The organism is Streptomyces europaeiscabiei, from assembly GCF_036346855.1.
Classification (GTDB): domain Bacteria; phylum Actinomycetota; class Actinomycetes; order Streptomycetales; family Streptomycetaceae; genus Streptomyces; species Streptomyces europaeiscabiei.
The window spans coordinates 4708027-4728465 of the sequence record NZ_CP107841.1; the positions used below are offsets into that span (position 1 = coordinate 4708027).

Genomic DNA, 20439 nt, shown 5'->3' on the forward strand with positions numbered 1-20439 from the left:
GCACCGGCATCGAGCGGCACCGGGAGGCGGCACACAGAACAGGGTGGGGAGAAGCAGCTTCATGAACCCGTACCAGCAGGTGGAATTCCATGCCCCGTGCGGACACCTGATCTCGGCTCCGGCCGACCGGGTCGGACAGGACGTCCGTTGCCCACACTGCCACCAGGTGGTCCGGGTCCCGTCGCCCGACGTTCCGTACGCCTCGGCGGTCCCCGTGCCGGCCGGCGCCGAGCCGCCCGCTCTGACCGCCCTCTACGTGGCCGCGCTGATCGCCGGCCTCATGGGCGCAGGTCTCGTCTATCTGGTCATGTTCGACGAGTTCTCGGAGCCCGAGCTGGTCACGATCACACCGCTGTGGTTCTTCCCCATCGTCTTCGGTGTGTACGGCTTCGCCTCCCAGCGGCTGCTGCGCTACATCACCGCCGGCCGCGCGCGAACCCTCGGCGAAGCCGCCCGCGTGTCCATCGACGTGGCCGGTTACTGGGCGGCGCTGGTGCTCTTCCCGTTCCTGGTGCTGAAGTGGCGCAGTTCCCTGCTCGTGTCACTGGCGGCGGCACTCTTCTGGGCGGTGCTGCTGTGGCTCTTCTTCGTCCTGCTCTTCCCGACCCTCTGACGGAACAGCCCACTTTTCTCACGCCACCACTTCACGCCGCCACCTCACGTCTCACCTCACGCTCAGCTCACGGCTTACGGCTTACGAAAAGGCGCCGGCCCCGGGAAACCCCGGAGCCGGCGCCCACGTCTCTTACGGCTGCCGCGCCTACTTCACGTCGACGGCGTCGGCCGCCGAGGTCACGGCCGCCGTGCCCGAGCTGCCCGCGAAGACGAAGCGGTACGTGCCGTCGACGGTCGCCTTGACGGTGGTCTTCAGGGCGCCCGCGGAGGACGTCTTGACCGTCTTGACGTCCTTGTAGACGGACGTGCCCTTCTTCTTGAACTGCAGCTTCACGGACTGGCCGCCGTACGCCGGGAACTTGTTGGTGTCCCAGTTCGCGCGGGTCAGCTTGCTCGTGACCGTGATGGTCTTGCCCTTCTTGACGGGCTCGGGGGCCGCGTTGGCACCGGTGAGCCTCGTCTCGCGCTGGAGCTTGGCGGTGCCGAGGCCGCCCTGCCAGGTCTCGCCCATGTCCGCGGCGTCCTCGTCGAACTGGATGGCGAGGCCGCCGGCCTTCCAGGTCTTGGCGTACGCGTTGACGAGTTCACCGTCGCCCGGCCTGATGTCGATGACCGCCTTACAGTTGGCGGTGGTCGGGGAGGTGGCCGCGCAGGACGCCGCCTCGTCGCCGAAGAGCACCGGGTTCTCGAGTGTGTCCTCCAACGAGGCGGGCAGCGACTTGAGGTAGAGGAAGGGCCCGTTGGCGAAGTCCTCGTCGGCGATGTCCACGTCCGCGGCGTGCGTGAGCGTGTAGGTGACCGGCACCGTGCGCTTCTTCGTCGCGCCGACGACGATCGGCTTGCCGCCGTTCACCTTCATGGCGGAGAAGGAGACGTCGGGGCCCGCCGTCGCGTCGGCGGTGGTGGCCGCGCCGAAGGCGGACGGCCCGTTGCCGGCGGTGACCGCCGCCCACTGCGGGGAGGTGGCGATGCCGTTCGCCGAGTCGTCCGCGGCGTACACGGCCGGAGCGGCGAAGGCGGAGAGAGCGAGGGCGCCGGAGACGGCGACCGCGGTGGTTCGGATACGCATGTGTTCCCCCGGTGGAAAGTGGAGCCCGACGGTCGTCGTCACATCGGCCCCCGTGATCGCGGGCCCGTTGGCCCGCGTGCTCTGGTGCGTCGGGGGGACGCGCCGGTTCACCCGGCGCGTCCCCCCTGCCTCCCGCTACGGCGCCAGGCCGACCGGAAGGGGTGAGCCCTGGGGCTCGCTGCCTACTGCACGTCGATGGTGTCGCCCGTGGCGGTCGAGCCTGCCGTGGTCGAGGTGCCCGCGAAGACGTAGCGGTACGTGCCGTCGGCGCTCGCCTTCACCGTGGTGGACACATCGCCCGTGGAGGCCGAGTTGACGGTCTTGACCACCTTGTAGGTGGACGTGCCGCTCTTCTTGAACTGGAGCTGCACCGGCTGACCGCTGAGAGCACCGTTCACGTTGGTGTTCCAGTTGGCGCGGGTCAGCTTGCTGGTGATGGTGATCGTCGCGCCCTTGGCCACGGGCTCCGGGGCGGCGTTGGCGGGCGCGAGCTGGCTCGCGCGCAGGACCTTGAAGGACTTGGCGTTGTCCTTGATGTAGTAGTCGTAGTCCTTGGCCTGGGCGAGCACCGTGGTCTTCCAGGTACCGGCGACGGAGTTGATGACGTCGTAGCCCGGCTTGAAGGTGAAGGTCGCCGAGCAGTTGTACTTGGACGACGTCACCTTCTTGCAGCTGATCGGGTCCTTGTTGGACGCGATGATGCTTTCGGAGGTCTCAACCGTCTGGCCGCGGTACAGGTACGCGCTGGCCGTCCGGTGGCCCGAGTTGTCGGTGACGGTGAACTTGAGCGTGACCGTCTTGCTGGCCTTGGCACCGACGACGACGGCTTTGCCTCCGTTGACGGAGACATTGCTGATCCTGGTGTCGCCGATGTGGTCGTCGGCCTGCGCGGCCGGAGCGGCGAGGGCGGTCAGAGCCAGGGCGCCGGTGACGGCGACGCCCAGAGTGGCGCGCTTACGCAATGTTTTCCCCACGTGGAAGGGATCTCACGGACGGTCGGTCACACGAGATCCGGTTCAAATCTGAGGAGCCGGTCGGCTCCCGGGAGTCGAGTGACTCCTGAGAAGCCCGTCGGCTCGGGTGATCAGATCCACGAGGGATACGAATGGTTGTACGAGATTCGAGTTTCCGGTGGAGATGTTGCCCAGATCACAGTCGACCTCGCGCACAACCCGGCAAAAGCCGCTATACACGCTCCAGCGGGTGATGCGGCCCCGCCGGAAGCTCGACGTCGATCGCGTCGCCGGGACGGACCGTTCCCCCCTGCCGGACCACCCCCATGATCCCGGACTTGAAGGTGAAGTCCCCTGTCACGGCGTCGAGTTCGAAGACCTCCTTCAGCAGCCCCTGCTGGAACGTGTTGATCTGGTCGCACGGGTTGCGGAGCCCCGTGACCTCCACGACCGCCTCGTCACCGAGGTGCAGCAGCGCGCCCGTGGGCAGCCCCAGCAGGTCGACCCCGCGCGTGGAGACGTTCTCGCCGAGCTGACCGGCCGCGACGGTGAAGCCCTTCACGGCCAGTTCGTCGAAGAGTTCCTCGTGGATGAGGTGCACCTGCCGCAGATTGGGCGCGTCCGGCTCGTACGTCATCCGGAACCGGTGCTTGATGGTCTTCCCCGCGTGGACGTCGCCCTCGACGCCGAGACCGGTGAGCAGCGTGATGCTCGTCCGGTTCGGCTTGCTGAAGGAGTACGTCCCGTTCGCGCTCACCGCCGTGACCCGCGCCGTCATCGTGTGCCCGCCTCTCCTGCCGTACGTATCCGAATCCGCCACCGGCCTCCGCTCGTGCGCACTCAGTCGAACCAGCGGTCCCGGGCCAACTCCGCCGTCCGGGACGGGTCTTCGAGCAGCGCGGCCACCTCGAAGCGGCGCGGCCACTGCCCCGCCGCCCAGGCCAGCCCGGCGGCGACCCCTTCCAGGGTGGAGGCGTGCAGTACGCCGTCGCGGGTGCGGCGCCAGTCCAGCTCGACGCCGTCGACGACGAGTTCCTCGTGCTCGAAGTACGACGAGGGGGTGGCCGGGCCGAGCAGGACCCGTACCGGCTCCGGTACGTCGTGTTCCGTGCCCTGCGAGTCCACGCCCCCGGTCACCGACTCGCTGAGCCTTCGCACCTGGAACAGCTCGGCCAGTTCGGCGGCCCGTGACGGCCGTACGGGGAGCAGGGGCATACCGGAGGTGAAGGGCAGCAGGTCGGGGGAGTCGACGACGACGGCGTCGGCCGCGTCCACGACCGTCACCTTGCCGTCCACCACGGCGCGCACGTCGTCCGGCAGGGTCACCTGCTCGGGGTCGAGGTCGGCCAACGCACCGTACAGACCGTGCAGTTGGGCGGACGTCACGGGAAGGTCCGGGTCGGCCAGGCGGTCCAGCAGTTCGGCGGCGCCGCCCGGCTCGTCCAGCAGCGCGGCCACCGAGGTGCGGACGCCCAGCGCCCGCAGGACCTGCTCGTCGTCGAAGCCGGTGGCGTCGGCCTCGTCGTACAGGCCGTGCAGGAGCGGGTCACCGCCGGCCGCGAGGAGGCCCGCCGGGCGGCGGCCGTCGAGGACCGGGTGCCCGCGCAGCCACCAGGCCGTGTAGGGGCGTACGACCTCGTGCGTGCCGTCCGGGAGCAGGATGCGTACCGGCTGGACGAGGGCGTCGCGCAGCGGGGGCCGGGCCAGCAGGGCGAGCGCCTCCGGCCAGCGGTCCTCGTCGACGAGGTCCAGGTCCCGCACGGCCACGATCTCCGTCGCGACGGGCGGCACGGGGCTGTCCGGGAACCGGTCGAGGATGTCCTCGGACCACACGTCCACCGCGTCGAGCAGCCCCGGGTCGTCCGGCTCGGCGAAGTCCCCGTCGCGCGGCTCCAGTTCGTCCGGGTCGAGGACGACGTCGGTGGCGCGTACGAGGGCGAAGTTGGCCAGAACACCGCAGGCGGCCAGGGGCTGTTCGCCCCAGCGGTCGGCCAGCTCGGCGTCCACGAAGGCGAGTTCGTCCTCGCGGATGACCCGGGCGAAGGGGCTGCCGGGGAGGACGAGTTCACCGGCGGGCGCCAGTTCGCCGTCCTCGTCGGTCAGGGCGAGGGCGCCGAGCCAGGGTTCGTCGCCGGGGTCGAGGGCCGCGTCGCGGACCAGGGCGAGGACGAGGTCGGCCAGTTCGTCGGCGTCCGGCCGTCCGTCCTCCTCGTCCCAGACACCGCCCTCGTCGTCCAGGGACGCGGCCACGGCGGCCCGTACCTGCGGAGTGGTGAGCACGGCACGCGGGGTCGCGGGCAGGGCGCCCAGCTTCTCCAGAAGCGGATGCGCGGCGTCCGGGTGGGCGACCTTCAGGCCGAGGCGGGCGAGGGTCTCGGGGGCTGTCTGCGGCCCGTCGGGGATCGGCAGGAGCACCTGGCGGGGCCCGATGGTGGTCCGCCCGTCCGCGAGCGGCACGGGAAGGCCGGACAGGCGGTCCGGATCCACCCCGGCGAGGCTGTCGTACAGCCGCCGCCACCAGTCGGGCTCCTTCTCCAGGCCCGCGAGCCGGTCGATCGCGTCGCCCAGCGGAAGGCGCGCGACACCCAGCGTGCGCAGCTCCGCGCGCCGTTCGAGCCCGGCGGGCAGCAGGCTGGGCAGTACGTCGGCGAGGACCTGCACGGTCTCGGCGCCGGCCCCCTCGACGACCTCGGCGTCACGGGGGCGGAGGGCGGCGGGCAGGTCGTCGTCGGGCTCGGGTGCGACCGCGCGCGGCAGGAACGCGGTCCGCGGCAGCCGTTCGAGGATCGCCTGGCGCAGGGCGCCGTCCAGCTCGCCCTTGCCCAGCGGACCGGGCACGAGGTCGATGATGCCCTCGGCGACCGGCTCCCAGGCGGCGAGGAGGCCCGCGTACGCGTCCGCCGCGCGCTGCACGAGGAAGTCGGTGAGCGGCCCGGCCGCGGCGTGCCGCCGGGTCGTGTCCAGGGGGAAGGAGGCGATGAGCAGCGCGGGTACGCCGAGGGCCTCCTCGCTGGGTGTGGGCGCGTGCACGACGGCGCTGGTGCGCGGCCGGACCGGCTCTCCGTCGGGCCCGGTCGGCACGGCCCAGGTGACGGACCAGTGCGGCCGCAGCCGCTCCTCGACGGGCCGGTCGGCGAGCAGCGTGGCCTCCAGTGCCCCGTGCTCGGCGACGGTGCGCCAGCGCGTGACCCCGTCCCGTGAGTCCTCGACGACGACGTGCGCCCCCTCCACGCTCCGTCGCAACGTCCGTACGTCACCGGTGCCGATCTCGATGACGACCTCTTCGAGGCCGGGCAGCGCGAGGAGCAGGGCGTCGTCGACCGCGTGCAGCATCCGCTCGGCGAGACCGGCGGCGGCCGTGTCGCGCAGCGGCAGGATGACGACGGTGTCGTACGTGTCCGGGGCGGTCCCCTCGGCCGCGAACGGCAGCCGCAGCAGCGGCACATGCCCGTCACGCCGACGGATCTCGTCGCCCAGTCCCGGGCTGTGCCGGGCGGTGTCGGCGGCGAGCAGCCGGGCCTCGGCGAGCGACCAGCGGATACCGCCGTGCCGGCCGACGACGGCGGGCTCGTCGGTGACGGAGAGCACGGCGGCGAAACCGACGCCGAACCGGCCCACCGTGCCGTCATGGCCGCTCGGGGTGTCCCGCTTCGCGGACGCCCGGAGTGTGGACAGCGACTCGACGCCGCCCGCGTCCAGGGGGGCGCCGGTGTTGGCGGCGACGAGGACGCCGTCCCGGAGGGTGAGCCGCAGCCGCCCCGGCACCTTGGCCCGCGCGGCGGCGTCGGCGGCGTTCTGCGCCAGTTCCACGACGAGGCGGTCCCGGTAGCCGCCGAGGACGAGATCCTCCTCGGCGTTGGCGTCCTCACGGAACCGGGCCGGACTGGTGGCCCAGGCGTCGAGCACGCCCCGCCGCAACCGAGCCGTCCCGAACGGGTCCGCACCCTCGACCGCCGGCCGCACGAACTTGCTCACGGTTCACCTTCCATGTCGCCAGGTGCACGAAGGTACCGTGTCGCTGCGCTGCTTCGGCCGGACGCCCAGGGGGGTGGGGGTGCCTGTGCGTCGGCGGGTGCGGGTGGTGGGGGCTGGTCGCGCAGTTCCCCGCGCCCCTGAAAAGCAGGGGCTGCGCCCCGTGCTTTCATCCAGCAGACCCGCCGCCTCCAGGCCCGCAGGACCGCCGCTTCCAGGGCCGCGGGCCGCAGTCTTCCAGGGCCGCAGGACCGTCGCCTCTCGGGCCCGCAGGACCGTCGCCTCTCAGGCCCGCAGGGGCCTGGATCTTTCAGGCCCGCAGGACCGTCGCCTCTCAGGCCCGCAGGGGCCTGGATCTTTCAGGCCCGCAGGACCGTCGCCTCTCAGGCCCGCAGGGGCCTGGATCTTTCAGGCCCGCAGGGGCCTGAATCCTTCAGGGGCGCGGGGAACTGCGCGAGAAGCCCCACCGGACCCGCACCCGCCGACGCACCGAACCCCCGAGCTCTCAGGCGAACCCGGGACCCAATGTCCCTGCGCCTCTACGCCCCTGCGCCTCTACGCCCCTGCACCCCTGCACCCCTGCACCCCTAAGAGTGCCCCAGATCCGCCTCGGACTCGGTCTCCTCCGACCCCACGGGCACCGATCCCGAGTCCGGCGACGGCCGCAGCGGGAAGGGGTCCACCCGGGTCTCGTCGAGCCGTGGCGGAGCCGGCCGAGGCGTGGCCGGCATGACCGCCGCCTCCGAGTGCCCGCCGCACCCGTACGTCAGGGAGACCATCCGCCCGTCCGCCGGGGCGAACTCGTTCGCGCACACCCCGAAGGCCTGGCCGAGCGACCCTCCGATCGCCACGAGGAACCCACAGCTGACGCACGCCGCCGGCGCGGCCTGGGCCATCGCGGTCTTCGCCCCGAACCCTTCCTCCCACCGGTCCGCGGCCGTGTGCAGCCCGTACCGGGACAGCACCCGGGCCCGCCGCATGCCCAGTTCCTCCGCGACCGCGGCGATCGACCCGCGGGTCGGCGCGAACGGAAGGTTCGCCGGTGCCCCGGCGGTGACCTCGGCGTCCTCCGCCTCCACCAGCTCGGCCATGTCGTGCGAGACCGGGGAGTTCGGCAGCGGCTCGTCCTCGCCGGAGTACCCGGGCTCCAGCCGCAGGTCCTCGGCGTCCGTGGGCAGCAGGTCGCCGGGGCCCATGTCGCCGGGCCGGAGCCGCTCGCTCCACGGCACCCACTCCGGCGCGAGCAGCGCGTCGGGGCCCGGGAGCAGGACGACCTCGTCCAGTGTCACGAACTTCGCGCGTGAGGCGCGGGCGACGGTGACGGCCCAGCGCCAGCCGCGGTAGCCCATCTCCTTGCACTCGAAGAAGTGCGTCACGACACGGTCGCCCTCGGACACGAGCCCCGCGTGCTCACCCACCACGCCTGGCGCGGCGGCCTCCTCGGCGGCGGAGCGGGCCAGATCGACGGCCTCGGCACACAGGCGGTCGGGGGTGCGGCTTCGCGTTGTCGCTGCGCTCACAGGTATCGCTTCTCTCCTACGCCGTCTCACGAGTGCGCCTCCCTCGGCGGGGGGTGCGGACGGAGCGGACCAAAGGGCCGCGTCGACGTCCGCGCCCGATCGCACTCGGGCGCACCTATGTCATCCATTCTGCGGGATGAACGAGAGGCGCGCGGCCGAGAACAACCGCCGCAGGCGCGCTATGCACGCTACCTTCTCCGAGGCTCTGCGCCCACACCGACGTAGCGGTTCCGCGATTCCGCTGCGCTCGGCTTTGGCCGGAGAAGGGTCCGGGGAGGCTGGACAAACACGGTCGGTTGTTGGCGGGAAACCGCCGTGACCTGCGGTCCGGCCGCGCGTGAGGACTCGGGAGGCCAGGATCTTCGGGCGGCCGCGGGTGGATCGCGGCTGATCGCGCAGTTCCCCGCTCCCCCGAAAAGCAGGGGCTTCACCCCGTGCTTCTCGGCCCGCAGGTCCATCGCCCTTCAGACCCGCAGGGTCTGATCCTGCTGGGGCACCGGGAAACGCGCGACCAGCCCCCACCCACCCGCGGCCGGCCCACCCACCGCGGACACCCCGTCCCACCGCGGACACCCCGTCCCGAACCGGGGCCATACGAGCGGTAAACGCACTACGCCCCCCTTTCTCGGGGCACTATGACGAGGTGACCGGCGCCGAGCGGAGCGGAGCGCGCGGAACGGGTCGGGTGACCGGCGCCGTCCGCTCGATGGGCCGCGCCCTGCACCTGCCGTTCACCGGCCCCGCACGAGGCATCCGCAAGGCCACCCACGCCCACGGCGCCGGCGAATCCGGCCTCGGCAAACTCATCGAGCTGCACGGTGTGAACGGCGCGGGCGACGTGATGATCACCGTCTCCCTCGCCTCCACCGTCTTCTTCTCCGTCCCCACCGACGAGGCCCGCGGCCGCGTCGCCCTCTACCTCGCCATCACCCTCGCCCCGTTCGCCCTCCTCGCCCCCGTCGTCGGCCCCCTGCTGGACCGCCTCCCGCACGGCCGCCGCGCCGCGATGGCCTGCGCCATGCTGGCCAGGGCGTTCCTCGCCCTGATCCTCGTCGGCGCCGTCGAGACCGGCGGCATCGAGCTCTATCCCGCCGCCCTGGGCGTCCTGGTCGCGTCGAAGGCGTACGGGGTGGTCCGCAGCGCGGTCGTACCCCGGCTGCTCCCGCCCCGGTTCTCCCTGGTGAAGGCCAACTCCCGGGTCACCCTCTGCGGCCTGCTCGCCACCGGCCTCGCCGCGCCCATCGGCGCCGGACTGCAGGCGCTCGGCCCGCGCTGGCCGCTCTACGGCGCCTTCGTGATCTTCATCGCGGGTACGTTCCTCTCCTTCACGCTCCCCGCGAAGGTCGACTCGGCGAAGGGCGAGGACAGGGCCCTGCTCGCGGCGGACCCCCAGCATCTGCACGGCCCGCACCGCAGCGAGACGCTGAAGAAGCCGGGCCTGCGGACGGTCGGACCGGCGGTCACCCACGCCCTCACCGCCAACGCCGCGCTGCGTGGCCTCTCCGGGTTCCTGATCTTCTTCCTGGCATTCCTGCTGCGCATCCACCCGCTCCACGGGCAGAGCGCCGCCGTCTCCCTGGGCATGGTGGCCGTGGCAGCCGGTACGGGAAACGCGCTGGGCACGGCCGTAGGTGCGTGGGCGAAGCAGCGTTCGCCGGAACTGATCATCGTGACCGTCGTCGCCGTCGAACTCTGTGTGGCGATCACGGCGGCCCTGTTCTTCGGCTGGTTCTTCGTCGCCTTCCTCGCCGCGGTCGCCGGGTTCTCGCAGGCACTGTCGAAGCTGTGCCTGGACGCCCTGATCCAGCGCGACGTCCCCGAACTCGTCCGGACCTCCGCCTTCGCCCGCTCCGAGACCCTGCTCCAGATGTCCTGGGTGGTCGGCGGCGCCATCGGTATCGCCCTCCCCCTCAACGGCACCCTCGGGATGGCCGTGGCCGCCGCGATCGTCGCCGCGGGCTGGCTCACCACGGTCCGCGGCCTGCTCGCCTCCGCCCGTCACGGCGGCGCGCCCCGCGCCCGTGTGGCCTGACCGATTCCCCGTCCGGCCCGGCACGCCGTACCCCACGTAAGGGAGCCCCTGGACATGCCAGATAACCTTCGCCCATGACCTTCCCGCGTTCCCGTCGCGCCGCAGCCACTCTCGGCGCCGTTTCCGCCGGACTTCTCGTCCTGTCGGCCTGCGATGAGCCGACGCCGATGGCCACCGTCACGATCGGCACCGACTCGATCAGCGCCGAGGCCGAGTGCTACCGGACCCTCGACGCCGCACAGGCCAAGGAGTGCGCGGAGGAGAAGCCCTCGAAGTCGATCGAGCTGCCGGAGGGCAAGGCCCTGCGCATCGGCGTCGACCCGGAGGTGGCGAAGACGGGCTGGGCCCTGTGGATCAACGGGGAGCAGGCCACCAGCGAAACGTTCGACAAGACCTACTGGTCGTTCGAGAACCCGGGCCTCTTCGCCACCCAGCCCGGTCAGCCCGCCCAGAAGTCGCTGACGATCAGCATCGTCGAGCAGAACGCCTCGGGTTCGGCGATCAAGGGTGTCTGGAACTTCAAGCTGAAGAACCCGGACGCCTGATCCGCGGCCGCCGCCCATGCGCATTCTCGTAGCCACCGCCGTCCCCGCCGAACGGGACGCGGTGGCACGAGCGCTTCCGGGCCCCGTCGCCGAGACCCGCCTCCCGGCGGGGACCCTCCACGGCTTCCGGACGCCCCCGCACGACTACGACCTCCTCGCCGCCGGTGTGGGCCCCGCCCTCGCCGCCGCCTCCACCGCCGCCGCGCTGACCGCCGCGGCCCTGGAGGGCAGGCCGTACGGGCTGGTCGTGTCCGCCGGTATCGCGGGCGGGTTCCTGCCCGAGGCGCCCCTCGGCTCTCTCGTCCTCGCCGACGAGATCACGGCGGCCGATCTGGGCGCCGAGACGCCGGACGGCTTCGTCCCGGTCACCGACCTGGGCTTCGGCACCGTCACCCACCACCCGCCGCGGGACCTCGTACGTGCCGCCGCGACCGCCACCGGTGCCCGCACCGGCACCGTCCTCACCGTCTCCACGGTCACCGGCAGCGCCGAGCGCGCGGCCTCCCTGCGGACCCGCCACCCGCGTGCGCTGGCCGAGGCGATGGAGGGCTTCGGAGTCGCCGAGGCCGCCGCCGCACACACCACGCCCGTCCTCGAACTGCGCGCCGTCTCCAACCCCGTGGGCCCGCGCGACCGCGCCGCCTGGCGCATCGGCGACGCGCTGGCCGCACTCACCGAGGCCTTCGGGAAGCTGACGCCCGTACTGGAGAGTTGGGACCCCCATGAGCCCTACGAGCCCGACGAGCCCCATGAGCCCTACGAGTCCTGAGGCGACGCCCATGAGCCGCGCGACCACCCCCGCCGGGACCGGCGCACTGCGGATGGCGTACTCGCCCTGCCCCAACGACACCTTCGTCTTCGACGCCTGGGCCCACGGCCGGGTCCCCGGCGCGCCCGCGCTCGACGTGACGTTCGCGGACATCGACATCACCAACGGCATGGCCGAACGCGGCGACCTCGACGTGCTGAAGGTGTCGTACGCCGTCCTGCCGTACGTCCTGGACGAGTACGCGCTGCTGCCCTGCGGCGGGGCGCTCGGCCGGGGCTGCGGCCCGCTGGTGCTGACGCGGGAGCCGGGCACGGACCTCACCGGCCGTACGGTGGCCGTGCCGAGCGAGCGGTCGACCGCGTATCTCCTCTTCCGCCTCTGGGCGGCGGACACCCTGCCCGGTGGAGTCGGCAGAATCGTCGTGATGCCGTTCCACGAGATCATGCCGGCCGTACGGGACGGCAGGGTCGACGCCGGACTCGTCATCCACGAAGCCCGCTTCACCTACCGGAACTACGGCCTCCACAAGCTCGCCGACATGGGCGAGCACTGGGAGGACACGACGGGGCTGCCGATCCCGCTGGGCGCGATCATCGCGAAGCGCTCGCTGGGCGCAAAGACGCTGACCGGGCTCGCTGAGACGATCCGCGCCTCCGTCCGCGCGGCCTGGGACGACCCCGCGGCTTCCCGCCCGTACGTCCTCGAACACGCCCAGGAGATGGACCCGGCCGTCGCCGACCAGCACATCGGTCTGTACGTCAACGAGTTCACGGCCGACCTCGGCGAGGACGGCTACGCGGCGGTCAGGGGCCTGCTCACACGCGCGGCGGCCGAGGGACTGGTACCGCCCCTCGGCCCGGACGCGCTCGTATTTCCTTAGACACCCCGGGAGTTGTCCCGGCTACGGGAGTTCGCGATTACACGTCCAACTGGTCGGCCACGGCGCGGAGAAGACCTGCGATCTTCCCGCCCGCGGCACGGTCGGGATAGCGGCCCCGCTCCAGCATCGGCGTGATGTTCTCCAGCAGCGTCGTCAGATCCTGCACGATCGAGGCCAGTTCGTCGGGCTTCTTGCGCTGGGCGGCGGCGACCGAGGGGGCCGGCTCCAGGACCGTCACGGAGAGGGCCTGGTCGCCGCGCTGACCGGCGACGACCCCGAACTCGACCTTCTGGCCCGGCTTCAAGGTGTCGACACCGGCGGGCAGTACGGAGGAGTGGACGAAGACGTCACCGCCGTCGTCGCGGGAGAGAAAGCCGAAGCCCTTCTCACTGTTGAACCATTTGACCTTGCCAGTCGGCAAAGCACACGCTCCCTCGATAGCTGCCGGACTGACACCGGACGCCCTTGAACTGCCGTTGAGACAGCCTACCGGGGCTCTCCCCAGCGACACACAGGCTTAATCACGCCTGGAAACACGACTGCACCCCTGCCTGTGGCGGCAGAGGCTCAGAGAGGTGGGGGAAGCGTGCGGGGCCGGCCGATGGGGCGGTAGAGAGTGGCGCGGGAGACTCCGAGAGCCTCGGCAATGGCGGAGACGCTTTCACCCTCGGCCGTACCAGCCTTGGCGACAGTCGGCTCGTCCTCAGTGATGGCAGTGGGACGTCCACCGGTACGGCCCTGAGCCTTGGCAGCGTCCAGACCAGCACGGGTCGGCTCAACGATCATGTCTCGCTCAAGCTCAGCAAAGGCGACCATCACCGTAAAGAAGAACTTGCGTCGGAAAATGCGTCTGAAAAGTGTTCTCGGTGTGCGCAAACCGCTCTGGACAGCACTACAGCGGGTCGTCGGACCCGCCGGTCCCCGGCCTATTGGTCCGGGGGCGGGTGACAAGACGTCGGCCGACTGTTCCCTCGCGGCCGGCCGGCTGTTCCCTCGCGCTGGGAACTACCCTGGTCGGGTGCGTGACAAAACCCAACCGAATTCCGCCGAACCCGGTGACCGGCTGATCCGTGCCGGTGCCGTCGTGTTCTTCGTCGGCGCCGTGGCCACACTCGTCACCGTGGCCCCGCTGTTCCTCGGAACGACTCCGTTCCCCACCTATATGTTCGTCCTCAGCATGCTCATGGGCGTCGGGTTCCTCATCGCCGGCGCCGGAGTCCTGCAGTCCGTGGCAGCGGGACGCCGGAGGGCGCGCGAGGCACGTTCGTAGTCCTGATGCAGTCCTGCCGGTTCTCCGGGGCTACCGGGAGCGCGTCCGCCGGTGGGTGTCGAGCCACGCCGGGAACGCGGTCAGGTCCGTGAGGACGACGTCGGCGCCGGCCTCGCTCAGCTCCCGCTCGTCGCAGGGGCCCGTGGCCACGGCGACCGCGTACGCCTGTGCCGTGCGGGCGCCGCGTACGTCGCCGGTGTGGTCGCCGACGTACACGCTCGCGCCGTGCTCGCGCAGCGCAGCCGCCTTGGCCTCCGCCCACAGGTCACCGACGAGTTCGTCGGGCTCCATGCCGAGGTGCTCCAGGTGCAGCCTGGCGTTGGGCTCGTACTTGGCGGTGATCACGATCGCCCGCCCACCGGCCGCCCGGACCGCCGCTATCGCCTCCGGCGCACCCGGCATCGCGGGGGTCGCGGCGATCGCGATCGCCGGATACATCTGCCGGTAGAGGTCCGCCATCGCCGGGATCTCCGCCGCCGGGAACCAGTGCGCCAACTCCTCCGCGAGCGGCGGCCCCAGCCGGGTGATCGTCAGATCGGCGTCGATGTACGTCCCCGTCCGCGCCGCCAGCGCCTCGTAACAGGCATGGATCCCGGGCCGCGAGTCGATCAACGTCATGTCGAGATCGAATCCGACGGTCAGTGCGCGAAAGTTCATGCAGTCCATTTTGCGCCGGGTGGGGTGGCGGGTCGGGGGCGGGTGCGTGGGGGCCGGTCGCGCAGTGGGGCCGATGAAGTGGCATGAGCGCAGCCCCTTGCCACTTCAGGGGCGCGGAGAACTGCGCGAGCAACCACGACGGACCCTCGCTGGAGGCGCTGGAGGCGCTGGAGGCGCTGGAGGGGGCCGAAGGGGCGCAGCCCCTTGAGGATGGGACGGGTAGGGGCGGCGGGGGCGAAGAAGCCCCCTGGTCAGCGGGGGCGTTGGGAGCGCCAGAGGAGATAGAGCGCGGAGGAGACGGCGGCGATACGGAGCATCCAGGGCCAGGCTTCGGCGAGCGCGGCATCCATGTGTCCCTGGGCGATGGGCTCCCCCCAGCGCCCGTCCGTTCGCCCCCACAGCCAGACGATCCCCCCGGCGGCCACCACCCCCGGAATGCCCATGACCGCCCACTTCGACTCGGCGGGCGTCAGCCTCCGCGACAGATAGGCGATCAGCCACCCGAGCCCCAACGGCACCAGGCTCCCCATGACCGCCCCCGCGACCAGCAGCACGGCGGCCAGCAACAGCAGCGGATTGCTCCACCCCTCACCCGCAGGCCGCAACCGGGGCAGCGGCAACCGCCGCCGCCGGGACCCGGCCGCCTCCGTGACGACCGCCGAGGGGGTCTCCCCCTTCTCGGCCGCCCCCGCGGCGCCGATGGCCTTGTCGACCGCCCCGCTCTCCCCCTCCGCCTTCACCGGCGGCGGCTTCAACAGCTCGGGAATCTCCACACCCCCGACGAACCCCGGCACGGAGTCCCCGAGCCCGAACCCGAGATCGGCACCCCCGGGGCCACCGCCTCCGCCGACCCGCCACCAGTCGGGCTGCGCGTCGCCGTCCCCCAGCTCGTGCAGCGGAGCGAGATGCGGCGGAGCGGCACCACCCACCACCGGCGGCACGGCGTCGGCGGGACGCGGTCGCGGCACGACCCGCCGCAGCCCCCTGGACAGCCCCTTGGACCGCTCCCCTGCGTCCTCCGCGTCTTCCCCGCCGGTGGCCCGCTGCGCGGGCACGGCGGCAGCCGGCGGCTCCGGTACGTCACCGGGCGCGCCCGCCGCCTCGACGACCTCGTCCGGCGTACCCAGGCGGGCGATGATGCGCCGCATGGCGGCCGGGCTGTCCACCGGCACCGTCGCCCGCCGCCGGTCGATCTCGTCCCGCAGCCCCGACACCAGACGCATCCGCGTCGCCGACGGCAACTGCCGCTGCTGGGCCAGATCACCGACCCGGCTCAGATACTCGTAGACGACCTGGTCGCTCTCAATCCCCACGAAGCCCCTCCGGGGTTGGCGCGCATACTCCCCCGACGGTATCGCTTCCGAGTACCCGGGGTTCCCCGGTGCCCCGCGCCGGAGCCGGGCGGGGCGGGTTCCACTCACCGGCACCAGCCGGGTGCCGCCGCGCGCGGCCGGGCGGCCGGGCGCCCCGGCAGGGGCGCGGGGCGGTGCCGGCTCGCGGCTCCGCCGGGTGGGCGCGATCAGCCACGCCCCACCCGCACCCGCCACACCGCACACGCCCCCGAGTCATGAGGCGCCCCGGTCCGGCGGAGCCCGCGCGCTAACGTTGGCCGGATGAGCACCGAGGAGCACATCCCCACGGAGGCGGCGCCTGCCGGTGGGGCCCCCCGTTCGCTGGCGGAGGCGCTGCGCGGGCGGGACGACCGTTCGCTCGCCGTGCTGCTCCGGGCACGGCCGGACCTCATCACCCCCGTGCCGACGGACCTGACCCAGCTGGCGACCCGGGCCGGGACACGCGCGTCGGTCGTGCGGGCTCTGGAGCGCCTGGACCGGTTCGCCCTGCAGACGGCGCAGGCCCTGGCCGTGGCGGCCGACCCGGCGTCGTACGCCGAACTCGCGTCCCTGCTGGCCGGCGACGAGGGGGACCCCGCCGTCGCCACCGCGCTGCCCCACGCGCTCGGCTCCCTGCGCGACCAGGCCCTCGTGTGGGGCCCCGACGACCGCCTCCGCCTCGTCCGCACGGCCCGTGAGCTGCTCGCCCCCTCGCCGCAGCATCCCTCCCCCACCGGTCTCGGCCCGACCGTCGCGGAGGCCACGGCGGGCATGTCGCCGGGGCGGGTGCAGGAGATCGTGGCGGAGGCCGGTCTGGCGAGCACCCACGACTCGGTGTCGGCCGTCACCGGTCTCAGCGGGCTCTTCACCGACCGTCGCCGCATGGCCACGCTCCTCGCCTCCGCGCCCCCCGAGTCCCTCGACGTCCTGACCCGCCTGGTGTGGGGTCCGCCGTACGGCCAGGTCACCGCGAAACCGGCGGCCCATCTGCGGTGGCTGCTGGACCGGGGCCTGCTCCTGCCGACCGCCCCCGGCACGGTCGTCATCCCCCGCGAGGTCGCCCTGCATCTGCGGGCGGGCCGGGCGCACCGGGAGGTCCAGCCGGTACCGCCGCCCGTCGAGGCGACGGCCGCACACCGTCCACAGGTTGTGGACGCGACGGCGGCCGGCCAGGCGTACACCGCGCTGGCGACCATGGAGGAGCTGCTGAAGGACTGGGACGAGGGCGGGCCGGGCGTCCTGCGCGCGGGCGGGCTCAGCGTGCGGGACCTGAAACGGACCGCCGTGGCCCTCGACCTGCCCGAACCCGCCGCCGCGTTCTGGGTCGAACTCGCCTACGCCGCCGGGCTGCTGGCCTCGGACGGCGAGGCCGACGAACGGTACGCCGCCACCCCCGCGTACGACGAGTGGCTGGAGCTGCCCGCCGCCGAGCGCTGGGCGCGGCTCGTCACGGCCTGGCTGACGGCGACCCGTACGCCGGGCGTGATCGGTGAACGGGACGCCAAGGACCGTACGTTGTCGGCGCTGGGCCCGGGGCTGGACCGGTCGGCCGCGCCCGAGGTGCGCCACCGGGTCCTCGCGCTGCTCGCCGGGCTCCCCGAGGGCACCTCGGCCACCCCCGACTCCGTACTGGCCCGCCTCCACTGGGAACGCCCCACCCGCGGCGCCCAGCAGTCCTCACCGCCCCAGCAGCCACCCGCAGCGCACGCGCAGTCCGCGCAGCCGTCCCGTCAGGGCGAGGACCTGCGCGCCCGGATCGCCCGGTGGACGCTCTCCGAGGCCGAGTCGCTCGGCGTCACCGGGCGCGGCGCGCTGTCCTCGCACGGCCGCGAGCTCCTCGGCTTCCCTCACGAGGCCGCGGCCACCGCCGACCTGCCGGAGACCCCCGGCGACAAGCTCCCCGCCCATCACGTGCCCCTGCCGCACCCTTCCGCACCCGCCCCTTCCTCCTCCCCCGACTCCGTCGCCGAGCAGGCCGCGGCCGCCTCCCGGGCCGCGCGGCTGCTCGCGCCGCTGCTGCCCGAGCCGCTGGACCACGTGCTGCTGCAGGCGGACCTGACGGCCGTCGCGCCCGGCCCGCTGAAGCGGCCGCTGGCCGACACGCTGGGCGTCCTGGCGGACGTGGAGTCGAAGGGTGGCGCGACGGTGTACCGGTTCACGCCGGGGTCGGTACGCCGGGCGCTGGACGCGGGCAGGAGCGCGTCCGACCTGCACGACTTCCTGACCGCCCACTCCCGTACGCCGGTCCCGCAGCCGCTCGCGTATCTGATCGACGACGTGGCCAGGCGCCACGGCCATCTGCGGATCGGCGCGGCGTCGGCGTACGTGCGCTGCGACGACGACGGGATGCTCAGCGAGATCCTCGCCGACAAGCGGTCACAGGGGCTCGGGCTGCGGCGTCTGGCGCCCACCGTCCTCGCCGCGCAGGCGGACCCGGCGACCCTGCTCGACGGGCTGCGGGCGATGGGTTTCGCGCCGGCCGCCGAGTCCGCGGAGGGCGACGTCCTGATCACCCGGGCCCACGCCCACCGCACCCCGCCCCGCACGGCCCCGGAGCCCGTTCCGGACGGCCCTCCGGCGCCGGACGACACGCTGCTGGGCGCCGCGATCCGCGCCATCCGCGCCGGTGACCTCGCCACCACCACACCCCGCAGGACGACGCCCGGGGATCCGGCCCCGTCCGGTGCCCTGCCCCGCACCGGCTCCGCCGAGACCCTCGCGACGATGCAGGCCGCGGTCCTCACCGGCGAGGCCCTGTGGATCGGCTACGTCAACGCCGAGGGCTCCGCCAGCCAGCGCGTCATCGCCCCGGTCCGGGTCGAGGGCGGCTTCGTGACGGCGTACGACCACACGGCGGACGAGGTACGGACGTTCCCGCTGCACCGGATCACGGGCGTCGCGGAACTCGCGGACGACCCGTCCTGAACAAGTGGATCAAGCCGCTTCCCACCCCTCACCCGTTCGGGTGCATGGGGGCGTTCATGCAGGCCATACCCGCTTTTCCCTCTCACGAGCGATGAAGGGGCGCCCCGCGCATCCCGCCCGGTGACGCGGGGCAGCCACCCTGTGTCCGATCGAGATCGACCCCTGCGCTCGAAAGGCCCACACGTACGCATGCGCCCCCTCGTCACGCTCGTCTCCGCCGTCGCCGCCGTCGCCCTGATGGGCGTGCTCGCCTCCCCGGCCGCGGCCAACCCGCCCCTGCCCCTTCCCGAACTCGGCACGCTGGTGGGTGAGGGCATCGGCGTGGAGGGGCCGTTGATCCAGAACGTCAGCCTGCTGAAGTAGTGCGGCGCAGCCGGTAGCTGTCCCCTTCGAGGCGGACGATCTCGGCGTGGTGCGCGAGGCGGTCGACCATCGCCGGGGCGGCCCCGCCGAAGATCTCCTCCCAGCGGCCGAGCGGGCGGTCGCTGGTCACGATCAGCGAGGCCCGCTCGTAGCGGTGCGCGATCAGCTGGAAGACGAGCCGAGCGGTGTCCGTGTCGAAGGGGAGGTAGCCGACCTCGTCGACGATCAGCAGGGGGCAGGCGTCGAGCGCGGACAGCTCCTCGGCCAGCCTGCCCTCGGCCCGCGCCCCGGCCAGCCGCGCGGCCCACTCCGTGGCGGTCGCGAACAGCACCCGGTGCCCGGCCTGGCAGGCCCGTACGCCGAGCCCGATCGCCAGATGCGTCTTGCCGGTGCCGGGGGCGCCGACGAACACCACGTTCCGTCCGGCGGCCACGAAGTCCAGCGTTCCGAGCCGTGCCAGCAGCCGCCGGTCGAAGGAGCGCGGGTGGCCCGCGTCGAACTCCTCCAGCAGCTTCCGCGCCGGGAACCCGGCCGCCCGCACCCGCCCCTCGACCCCGAGCCCGGCCTCGGCCCCGTGCGGCGGGCGCCGGGCCTCGTGGATCGTGTAGTTCTCGTACGAGGTCGCCTGGGCCGGGATCGGCAGCGGCGCACGAACGGGAAAGGGGGCGGCAGCGGGCCCGTGCGGCCGGTCCGGTGCCGTCGGATGGGCCGGTCCTGTCGGTTCCACCGGTTCCCTCGGTTCGTTCGGTTCGTTCGGTTCGTTCGGTTCGTTCGGTTCGTTCGTGGGTTCCGTCGGCGTCCACGAGGCCCTCGGTGGCCTCGGGTCGTCGGGCGGGCCGTGGTGGGAACCGTGCCCCTTGTCCTCGCGCAGCATCGGTCCCGACATGTACGCCAGGAGCACCGCCGAGGCGATGAACGCCATGTGGATCACCGTGCCCCACAGCAGCGCGTGGTGCGAGGTGTGGTGGACGTCCACGAACATCTGGAGCAGGTGGACGGAGGAGATGCCCACGATGGCGGTGGCAAGCTTCACCTTCAGCACGTTGGAATTGACGTGCGAGAGCCATTCGGGCTGGTCACGGTGGCCCTGGAGACCGATGCGGGAGACGAAGGTCTCGTAGCCGCCGACGATCGTCATGATCAACAGGTTGGCGATCATGACGACGTCGACCAGCTTGAGCACGGCGAGCATCACGTACGTCTCGGTGGCGCTCCCGCTCACGCACCGGACGATTAACGTCCACAGCTCGTTGAAGAACTTGTAGACGTACACCCCCTGTGCCGCGACCAGACCGAAGTACAGCGGCGCCTGGAGCCAGCGGGTGGCGAACAGGGCGTAGCCGAGCGTGGTGCCCTGCGGGGAGGCGGACGGGATGACCGGATCGGCGGGGTCGGCCGGGGTGAGTGGCTGCACGGTTCGCCATTCTTCGGAACCATTGCCGCAAATCTGAATTCCCGCCACTCAGGGGAATGAATAGACATTCAATAGCACTGGTGAAGGTGGGCGGGATCGCACACGCGAGCCCGCCGGAGGAGCC

General features: G+C 72.5%; 18 protein-coding genes. 8 read left to right on the forward strand and 10 right to left on the reverse strand.

From position 1 onward, the window contains the following. The first annotated feature begins 61 nt into the window (after positions 1 to 61). Positions 62 to 613: a hypothetical protein gene (locus OG858_RS20420; protein WP_086746939.1), complete on the forward strand. Its 552-nt coding sequence runs from the start codon at positions 62 to 64 to the stop codon at positions 611 to 613. Positions 614 to 760: 147 nt separating this feature from the next. Here the strand turns inward: OG858_RS20420 and OG858_RS20425 are convergent, their stop codons facing one another. From OG858_RS20425 to OG858_RS20445, 5 genes are all read right to left on the reverse strand, one after another. Beyond that, positions 761 to 1684, reverse strand: a complete 924-nt coding sequence (locus tag OG858_RS20425; RefSeq protein WP_086746938.1) for a hypothetical protein — start codon at positions 1682 to 1684, stop codon at positions 761 to 763. A 182-nt stretch (positions 1685 to 1866) separates the two neighbouring features. Continuing rightward, entirely contained in the window at positions 1867 to 2658 is a 792-nt protein-coding gene (locus OG858_RS20430; RefSeq protein ID WP_256960224.1) for a calcium-binding protein, read from the reverse strand. A gap of 211 nt (positions 2659 to 2869) precedes the next feature. Further along, positions 2870 to 3415, reverse strand: coding sequence for an MOSC domain-containing protein (locus OG858_RS20435; RefSeq protein WP_319319913.1), 546 nt, complete (start codon positions 3413 to 3415; stop codon positions 2870 to 2872). Positions 3416 to 3477: 62 nt separating this feature from the next. Beyond that, positions 3478 to 6612, reverse strand: coding sequence for a sacsin N-terminal ATP-binding-like domain-containing protein (locus OG858_RS20440; protein WP_319264867.1), 3135 nt, complete (start codon positions 6610 to 6612; stop codon positions 3478 to 3480). Between the two features lie 584 nt (positions 6613 to 7196). Continuing rightward, entirely contained in the window at positions 7197 to 8129 is a 933-nt protein-coding gene (locus OG858_RS20445) for a DUF3027 domain-containing protein (protein ID WP_319067049.1), read from the reverse strand. Between the two features lie 685 nt (positions 8130 to 8814). Here OG858_RS20445 and OG858_RS20450 point away from each other — a divergent pair. The 4 genes from OG858_RS20450 (at position 8815) to OG858_RS20465 (ending at position 12355) form a co-directional block, all read left to right on the forward strand. Then, on the forward strand, positions 8815 to 10161 hold the full coding sequence (locus OG858_RS20450; protein WP_328544644.1) for an MFS transporter: 1347 nt from the start codon (positions 8815 to 8817) through the stop codon (positions 10159 to 10161). A 74-nt stretch (positions 10162 to 10235) separates the two neighbouring features. Next, positions 10236 to 10706, forward strand: coding sequence for a hypothetical protein (locus OG858_RS20455; RefSeq protein WP_086749034.1), 471 nt, complete (start codon positions 10236 to 10238; stop codon positions 10704 to 10706). Between the two features lie 16 nt (positions 10707 to 10722). Continuing rightward, entirely contained in the window at positions 10723 to 11475 is a 753-nt protein-coding gene (locus OG858_RS20460) for a futalosine hydrolase (protein ID WP_086749033.1), read from the forward strand. Between the two features lie 10 nt (positions 11476 to 11485). Continuing rightward, positions 11486 to 12355: a 1,4-dihydroxy-6-naphthoate synthase gene (locus OG858_RS20465; RefSeq protein ID WP_256960516.1), complete on the forward strand. Its 870-nt coding sequence runs from the start codon at positions 11486 to 11488 to the stop codon at positions 12353 to 12355. Positions 12356 to 12392: 37 nt separating this feature from the next. Here the strand turns inward: OG858_RS20465 and OG858_RS20470 are convergent, their stop codons facing one another. Both OG858_RS20470 and OG858_RS48520 read right to left on the reverse strand, forming a co-directional pair. Continuing rightward, positions 12393 to 12776, reverse strand: a complete 384-nt coding sequence (locus tag OG858_RS20470; protein WP_037705295.1) for a cold-shock protein — start codon at positions 12774 to 12776, stop codon at positions 12393 to 12395. Positions 12777 to 12922: 146 nt separating this feature from the next. Continuing rightward, a complete protein-coding gene (locus OG858_RS48520; RefSeq protein WP_319067052.1) occupies positions 12923 to 13306 on the reverse strand; it encodes a helix-turn-helix domain-containing protein in 384 nt (127 codons plus the stop codon). Positions 13307 to 13373: 67 nt separating this feature from the next. Between OG858_RS48520 and OG858_RS20480 the strand changes: the two genes are divergently transcribed. Next, positions 13374 to 13625 carry a hypothetical protein gene (locus tag OG858_RS20480; RefSeq protein ID WP_319067054.1) on the forward strand — a complete coding sequence of 84 codons (252 nt, stop codon included), beginning with the start codon at positions 13374 to 13376 and terminating at the stop codon, positions 13623 to 13625. A gap of 30 nt (positions 13626 to 13655) precedes the next feature. Here OG858_RS20480 and OG858_RS20485 read toward each other — a convergent pair whose 3' ends face one another. After that, a complete protein-coding gene (locus OG858_RS20485) occupies positions 13656 to 14282 on the reverse strand; it encodes an HAD family hydrolase (protein ID WP_319067055.1) in 627 nt (208 codons plus the stop codon). 251 nt (positions 14283 to 14533) lie between these two features. Beyond that, positions 14534 to 15595 (reverse strand): hypothetical protein, encoded by a 1062-nt coding sequence (locus tag OG858_RS20490; RefSeq protein ID WP_319067056.1) that lies wholly within the window; start codon positions 15593 to 15595, stop codon positions 14534 to 14536. Between the two features lie 300 nt (positions 15596 to 15895). Between OG858_RS20490 and OG858_RS20495 the strand changes: the two genes are divergently transcribed. Together OG858_RS20495 and OG858_RS20500 are read left to right on the forward strand one after the other, a co-directional pair. Continuing rightward, a complete protein-coding gene (locus OG858_RS20495; RefSeq protein WP_319319379.1) occupies positions 15896 to 18538 on the forward strand; it encodes a helicase C-terminal domain-containing protein in 2643 nt (880 codons plus the stop codon). A 189-nt stretch (positions 18539 to 18727) separates the two neighbouring features. Continuing rightward, positions 18728 to 18901, forward strand: coding sequence for a hypothetical protein (locus OG858_RS20500; RefSeq protein WP_319067058.1), 174 nt, complete (start codon positions 18728 to 18730; stop codon positions 18899 to 18901). Here the strand turns inward: OG858_RS20500 and istB are convergent. Beyond that, positions 18885 to 20315, reverse strand: a complete 1431-nt coding sequence (istB, locus tag OG858_RS20505) for an IS21-like element helper ATPase IstB (protein ID WP_327744174.1) — start codon at positions 20313 to 20315, stop codon at positions 18885 to 18887. The two genes, OG858_RS20500 and istB, sit on opposite strands and share 17 nt — an antisense overlap. Positions 20316 to 20439: the final 124 nt, after the last annotated feature.